This window comes from Streptomyces palmae (assembly GCF_004684805.1).
Classification (GTDB): Bacteria; Actinomycetota; Actinomycetes; order Streptomycetales; family Streptomycetaceae; genus Streptomyces; species Streptomyces palmae.
Genome location: NZ_SRID01000335.1, coordinates 1 through 7,578 on the forward strand (window position 1 = coordinate 1; position 7,578 = coordinate 7,578).

Genomic DNA, 7,578 nt, shown 5'->3' on the forward strand with positions numbered 1-7,578 from the left:
GGGCTGCGGGAGGTGTGGTCGGGCGGGGAGGCGGGGAAGGCCGCGTCCTTCGAGCGGGCGCGGGTGGCCTGCCCCGGGGTGGTGGTCACACATGTGTACGGGCCGACGGAGACGACGACGTTCGCGACCTGTTTCCGGGTGGTGGGGGCGGTGCGGGGGAGTGTGCCGATCGGGCGTGCGATGGACAACGTGCGGGTGTATGTGCTGGATGGTCGGTTGCAGCCGGTGCCGGTGGGTGTGGTGGGGGAGCTGTATGTGGCGGGTGCCGGGTTGGCGCGGGGGTATCTGGGTCAGCCGGGGTTGACCGCGCAGCGGTTCGTGGCCGATCCCTTCGGGCCTGCTGGGGGTCGTCTGTATCGCACGGGTGACATGGTGCGGTGGCGGTCCGAGGGGGAGTTGGAGTTCGTCGGGCGTGCGGACGATCAGATCAAGATCCGTGGTTTCCGTATCGAGCCCGGTGAGGTCGAGGCGGTGTTGGCGGGGTGTGCGGGGGTGGCTCAGGCGGCGGTGGTGGTGCGTGAGGACCGGCCCGGTGACAGGCGGCTGATCGCCTATGCGGTGCCCACCTCCGGCACGGTGCTGGATCCCGCCGAGGTGCGTACGGATCTCGGTCGGCAGTTGCCCGCGTATATGGTTCCCGCCCAGGTGGTGGTTGTGGACGCCTTCCCGACCACGCCCTTGGGCAAGCTCGATCGCGGCGCCCTGCCCGCACCCGTCCACACCGAGACCCCCACCCGCCCGCCGCGCGGCTCCACCGAGGCGATCTTGTGCCATCTCTTCGCGGAGGCCCTCGACCTGCCGCAGGTGGGCGCCGAGGACAACTTCTTCGAACTCGGCGGAGACAGCATTCTGGCGATCCAACTGGTGGCGCGGGCGCGGGCGGCCGACCTGGTACTGACCCCGGGGGACGTCTTCGCCCACCAGACCGTGGCGGAGCTGGCCGCAGCGGTCAGGCCGAAGGAGGGCCTTCAGGGTCGACGAGAGACGCCGACGGCGGATGCCGGCACCGGCGAGGTGGCCCCCACCCCGATCCTGGAGTGGCTGCGGGAGCTGGGCGGGCCGATCGACGGGTTCTGCCAGACGCTGCTGGTCGGTGTGGTGCCGGCGGCGGGAGCCGAGCATCTGGCGGCAGCGCTGCAGACGCTTGTCGACCATCACGACGCCCTCCGGGGGCGGCTCGAGACGCTGCCGGACGGACGCTGGTCCCTGCGGGTGGCACCTCCTGGAGCGGTACGCGCCGGGGAACTGCTGCGCCGGATCGACGCGGCCGAGATGGACGAGGACGGGCTGAGCGCCGCGGTGGCCGAGCAGTCCGCGGCGGCGCAAGGCCGCCTCGCGCCGCGCGCGGGGGTGATGCTGCAAGCGGTCTGGTTCGACCGCGGGCCCCTCCTCCCCGGCAGGCTGCTGCTGGTGGCGCACCATCTGGTGGTGGACGGGGTCTCCTGGCGGATCCTCCTGCCCGACCTGCGGGATGCCTGGGAGGCGGTGGCGGCGGGCCGCACCCCGATGCCGGCACCGGTGGGCACCTCGCTGGGCCACTGGGCCCAGGTGCTGACCGCCGAGGCGAGCCGGCCGCGGCGGACGGCCGAACTGCCGAGGTGGATCGAGCTGCTGCGCGGCGCGGCGCCGCTGCCGGCCGACGCGCCGGCGGCGGGGACCCGCCTGACGGTCGAGAGCGCCCGCAGGCTGACCCTCACCCTGCCGCCCGGGCCGACCACGGCACTGCTGACCCGTGTTCCGGCCGCCTTCCACGCCGGGGTGCAGGATGTGCTGATCGCCGCGTTCGCGGTGGCGCTGGGGGAGTGGCGGCGGCGCCGCGGCGCGGCCCGCGGCCCGATGGTGGTGGACGTGGAGGGCCACGGCCGCCACGAGGGGCTCGCCGAGGGGATCGACCTGTCCCGTACGGTGGGCTGGTTCACCAGCGTCTACCCGGTGCGGCTGGATCCGGGCGACCTCCCCTGGGACGAGGTGGCGGCGGCCGGCCCGGCGCTGGGCCGGGCCGTCAAGCGGCTCAAGGAACAGCTGCGCGCCGTGCCGGGCGAGGGCCTGGGCTACGGGTTGCTGCGCTACCTCAATCCGCGGACCGGCCCCGAGCTGGCCGGCCTGCCCACACCGCAGGTGGGGTTCAACTACCTGGGCCGCATGAGTGCGCCGGGTGGCGACGCCGCATGGGTGCCCGTCCGGGCCGGCTCTGCCGGGCAGGCGCTGAGCGGGGGCCAGGAAGCGGGCATGCCGCTGGTCCACCTGCTGGAACTCAACGCGCTCACCCACGACGGGCCGGAGGGACCCCACCTGGTGGCCGGCTGGTCCTGGGCCGGTGAACTGCTGGGCCAGGACGAGGTCGGCGAACTGGCGCAGGACTGGTTCACCGCGCTGGAGGCCATGGCCGCCTGCGTCGACCAGGCGGGCGCCGGCGGGCTGACGCCCTCCGACCTGCCGCTGGTGCGGCTCACCCAGGAGCAGATCGAGCGGCTGGAGGCGAGCTGCGCCGAGCCCGCCGACCACCCGCGGCACCGCACCCGGGAGCCCGCCCCCGCGGGCGGCCTCCCCGCGCACCCCGAGGCCGCCGGGGTGGCGGAGATCTGGCCGCTGACCCCCTTGCAGCAGGGGCTGCTCTTCCACGCCCTCTACGACACCCGCGCCGCCGATGTGTACACCGTCCAACTGGTACTGGAACTGGACGGGCCACTGGATACGACCGCGCTGCGGGCGGCGGGCCAGGGACTGCTCGACCGGCACGCGAGCCTGCGGGCCCGCTTCCACCACCGGGGCCTGGAACACCCGGTGCAGCTCATTCCCCGCCATGCCGCACTGCCGTGGCAGGAGGAGGACCTGTCGAGCGCCACCCCGGCCGTCCAGGAGGCGGAGCTGGCGCGGCTGACGGCCGAGGACTCCGCGGTCCGCTTCGATGTCACCACCGGGCCGCTGCTGCGCATGACACTGGTGCGGCTGGCTCCCGACCGGCACCACCTGATGCTGACCCTGCACCACCTGCTGCTGGACGGCTGGTCGCTGCCGGTGGTGCTGCACGACCTGCTGGCCGCCTACGCGGCGGGCGGCCGGACCGCGGGACTGCCACCGGCCCCCAGCTACCGGGAGTTCCTGGCCTGGCGCGCCCGGCAGGACCGGTCGGCGGCGGAGGCCGTCTGGCGGCGGGCCCTGGACGGACTGGAAGGCCCCACCCGGATCGCGCCGCACGCCGATGTGGACGGTGGGGAGCAGGCGCCCCGGCGGATCGGCGCCGCCCTCTCCGAGGAGCTGACCACCGCCCTGCACACCGCCGCCCGCAACCGCGGCCTGACCGCCCATACCGTGCTCCAGGGCGCCTGGGCCATCCTGCTCGGCCGGCTGACCGGCCGCGAGGACGTGGTCTTCGGCGGGACCACATCCGGGCGGCCCCCCGAACTGCCCGGGGTGGAGACCATGGTCGGGCTGCTGATCAACACCCTGCCGGTACGGGTGCGCCTCGACCCGGCCGAGCCCCTGGCGGCGATGCTGACGCGCGTCCAGGAGGAGCAGTCCGCCCTGATCGCCCACCAGCACCTGGGACTGCCCGACATCCATCGGCTGACCGGGTACGACCAGCTCTTCGACACCATCATCGTCACCGAGAACTACCCCTTCGACGAGGCGTCGCTCCAGCCCGCCGACACCGGTCTGCGCGTCACCGGCCTGCACGGCCTGGACGCCACCCACTACCCCGTCAGCCTCACCGCCGTGCCCGGACCGAGCCTGGGACTGCGGCTGACCTACCGACCCGACGCCCTCGACCCGTCCACCGCCCAGGCCCTGCTGGAGCGGGCACGGCGGGCACTGGAAGCCTTCGCCACCCGGCCGGACCAACCCGTCGGCGGTATCGACCTGCGCTCCGCGGAGGAGCGCCCGAAGCCGATGCCCGGGATGGGCGCCGGTCTCCGGGAGGCACCGCGGGCCACCCTGCCCCAGCTGTTCGAACGCCAGGTCGCCCGCACCCCGCGGGCCACCGCGGTGATCCACGGCCGGGAGGCGCTCACCTACCGCGAACTGGAGGCGGCGGCCAACCGCATGGCCCGGCTGCTGACCGCCCGCGGCGCGGGACCCGAACACACGGTGGCGCTGGCCCTGCCGCGGTCACCCCGGCTCGTCATCGCCATGCTGGCCGTCCTCAAGGCCGGGGCCGCCTATCTGAACCTCGACCCGGAATACCCCGTCGAACGCCTGGCGTTCATGCTCCGGGACGCCCGCCCCACCCTCCTGCTGACCGTCGGCGAGACCGCCGCCGAACTGCCGCGGGCCGCCGTCCCCCAGCTGCTCCTGGACGGCCCGGACATCGCGGCCGAGCTGGCCGCGGCCCCGGACGGAGCCCTGACCGACGACGAGCGCGCCGGCCCGCTCGCCCCCCAGCACCCCGCCTACGTCATCTACACTTCCGGCTCGACCGGCACCCCCAAGGCAGTGGTGGTCACCCACGACGGCATCCCCTGCCTCCTCGCGCGGAACGCCCACCTCGGCGTGGGAGCGGGCAGCCGGGTGCTCCAGTTCGCCTCCCCCAGCTTCGACGGCGCCACCTGGGAGATGTCCATGGCCCTGAGCTCGGGCGCCGCCCTGGTGCTCGCCCCGGCCGAGCACCTCCTGCCCGGCGCACCGCTCGCCCGCACCTGCGCCACCCACGCGGTGACCCACCTGCTGCTGCCCCCCACCGCCCTCGCCGAGATGCCGGCGGACGGACTGCCCCCGCGGGCGACCCTGCTCGTCGGCGGCGAGGCGTGCCCGGCGGAGCTCGCCGCGGCCTGGTCGGCCGACCGCCGGATGATCAACGCCTACGGCCCCACCGAGGCGACGGTCTGCACCACCCTGAGCGACCCCCTGTCCGGCACCGGGACGCCTCCCCTGGGCAGGCCGGTCGCCGACGCCCGGGTCCAGGTGCTCGACAGCGCCCTGCAACCCGTACCACCGGGCACCGCCGGCGAACTGTACGTGGCCGGGCCCGGTCTGGCGCGCGGCTACCTGGGGCATCCGGGCCTCACCGCCCAGCGCTTCGTGGCCGACCCCTACGGCCCGCCCGGCAGCCGGATGCACCGCACCGGGGACGTGGTGCGGCGCCGGACGGACGGGCAGCTGGAATTCGTGGGCCGGGCCGACGCACAGGTGAAGATCCGCGGATTCCGCGTCGAGCCGGGCGAGGTGGAGGCGGCCGTGGCCGACCACCCCAGGGTGGCCCGGGCAGCGGTGGTGGTACGCGAGGACCACCCCGGCGACAAGCGCCTGATCGCCTATGTGGTGCCCGCCGAGCAGGACGCCGACGCGGCGCCGGCCCCCGAAGGGCAGCGGCAGGTGGGCGAGTGGCAGCAGATCTACGACACCCTCTACGCCCAGGAGGCACCGGCCGCCCTCGGTGAGGACTTCTCCGGGTGGAACAGCAGCTACGACGGCGAGCCGATCCCGTTGGAGCAGATGCGCGAGTGGCGGGAGGCCACGGTGGCCCGTATCCGGGCGCTGCGCCCGCGGCGGGTACTGGAGATCGGCGTCGGCACCGGGCTGCTGCTGGCCCCGCTGGCCCGCGACTGCGAGGTCTACTGGGGCACCGACTTCTCCCCCGAGGTGATCGGCAGGCTCCGCGGGCAGGTGGCCGCCGATCCGGGCCTGGCCGAACGGGTGCGGCTGCGCTGCCAGGCCGCCGACGACCCCGCTGGGCTCCCCACCGGGTTCTTCGACACCGTGGTCCTCAACTCGGTGGTGCAGTACTTCCCGCACGCCGCCTACCTGGCCCGGGTGCTGCGCCTGGCCGTCCGCCTGGTGGCCCCCCAGGGCAGGGTCTTCGTCGGGGACGTCCGCAACCTGCGGCTGGCACGGTGCTTCCACACCGCGGTCCAGCTCCACCAGGCGGCACCCGGGGTCAGGGGCGAGATGGTGCGCCGGGCGATCGAGCAGGACCTGCTCCTGGAGCGCGAACTCCTGGTCGACCCCGAGTTCTTCACTGCGCTCCGTACCGAACTCCCCGAACTCCGGACCGTCGACATCCGACTCAAGCGCGGCGCCCACCACAACGAACTCACCCGCCACCGCTACGACGCCGTCCTGGACACCGGCTCCCACCCGCCCGTCCGCACCGGGGACATCCCGCGGATCAGCTGGGGGGAGCGGCTCGCCGACCCCCAGGCCCTCGCCGAGCTGCTGCGGGCCGACCGCCCGGCCGCGCTCCGCGTCGACGGCATCCCCAACCAGCGCCTGCTACCCGAGACGGCGGCGCTGCGGGCACTGGAATCCGGACGCCCCCTCGCCGAGGCCTGGGGCGAGCTGCGCAACGCGGCGCGCCGATACGGTGCCGACCCCGAGGCACTCCACCGGCTCGGGGAGCGGCTCGGCTACCGGACCACCACCACCTGGTCGGCCGGCGCCCCGGACCGGTTCGACGCACTGTTCCGCGCCGCCGGCGACCCGGCCGCAGCCGAGGTGCCGACCGAGGCGTTCGTCCCGAGCACCACCGAGCCCGCGCCCCTGGCCTCACTGGCCGGCAATCCGGCCGCCTCCCACGACCTCGGCGCGCTCCCCACCGCGGTACGGGCCTTCGCGGCCGAGCGGCTGCCGCGCCATCTGGTCCCCGCGGCGGTGGTGGTGCTGCACCGGCTGCCGGTGACCCCCAACGGCAAGCTGGACCGCGCTGCCCTGCCGGCGCCGGAGTTCAACACCGCCGCGGTGTCGCGGAAGCCGCGCACCCCCGTCGAAGAGGTGCTGTGCCGGCTGTTCGCCGAGGTGCTCGGGCTGCCGGAGGTGGGGGCGGAGGACAGCTTCTTCGACCTCGGCGGCCACTCACTGCTCGCCACCCGGCTGGCCTCCCAGGTCGGTGCGGCACTCGGGGTGGAGCTTCAGGTGCGCACCCTGTTCCAGGCACCCAGCCCGGCCGCCCTGGCGGAAACCCTCGGCAGCTCCGACCCCCGCCACGCGCTCGACGTCCTGCTGCCGCTGCGTACCGCCGGGACACAAGCCCCGCTGTTCTGCGTCCACCCGGCCGGCGGCATCGGCTGGCTCTATGCCGGAATGCTGCCCCACCTGGACCCCGACCGCCCGCTCTACGGCCTGCAGGCGCGCGGCCTGGACGGCTCGGAGGACCTCCCGGACACCGTGGAGGAGATGGCGGCCGACTACCTGGAGCACGTCCGCGCCATCCAGCCGACCGGCCCCTACCACCTGCTCGGCTGGTCCTTCGGCGGCGTGGTGGCCCACGAGATGGCCGTCCGCCTCCAACAGGACGGCGAGCAGGTGGCCCTCCTGGCCGCACTCGACGCCTACCCCTACGGGGACGGGTTCCAGCCGGACATGCCCCCCATGGACGCACCGGGCCTGCTCGCCGTCCTGCGCGACGCCGCAGGTCAGGACGGGGACGCCGCCGAAGCGGAGCCGGCGGAGGGAAGCGCCGCCCAAGGGCCGCCCGCCGAGGGGCTGCTGCCGGCCGACATCCTGGACGAACGCACCCTCACCGCCCTCACCGCCGTCTACAACAACAACGTCCGCATCCACCAGACCTTCACCCCCGGACGCTTCCACGGCGACCTGCTGCTGTTCACCGCGGCGCACCCCACCCCCGGGGTCCCCTCGGAC

1 protein-coding gene is annotated in these 7,578 nt (G+C 74.7%); it reads left to right on the forward strand.

The features are described from left to right. The coding region (locus E4099_RS25845) for a non-ribosomal peptide synthetase (RefSeq protein ID WP_135341522.1) at positions 1–7,578 on the forward strand (7,578 nt) is incomplete at both ends.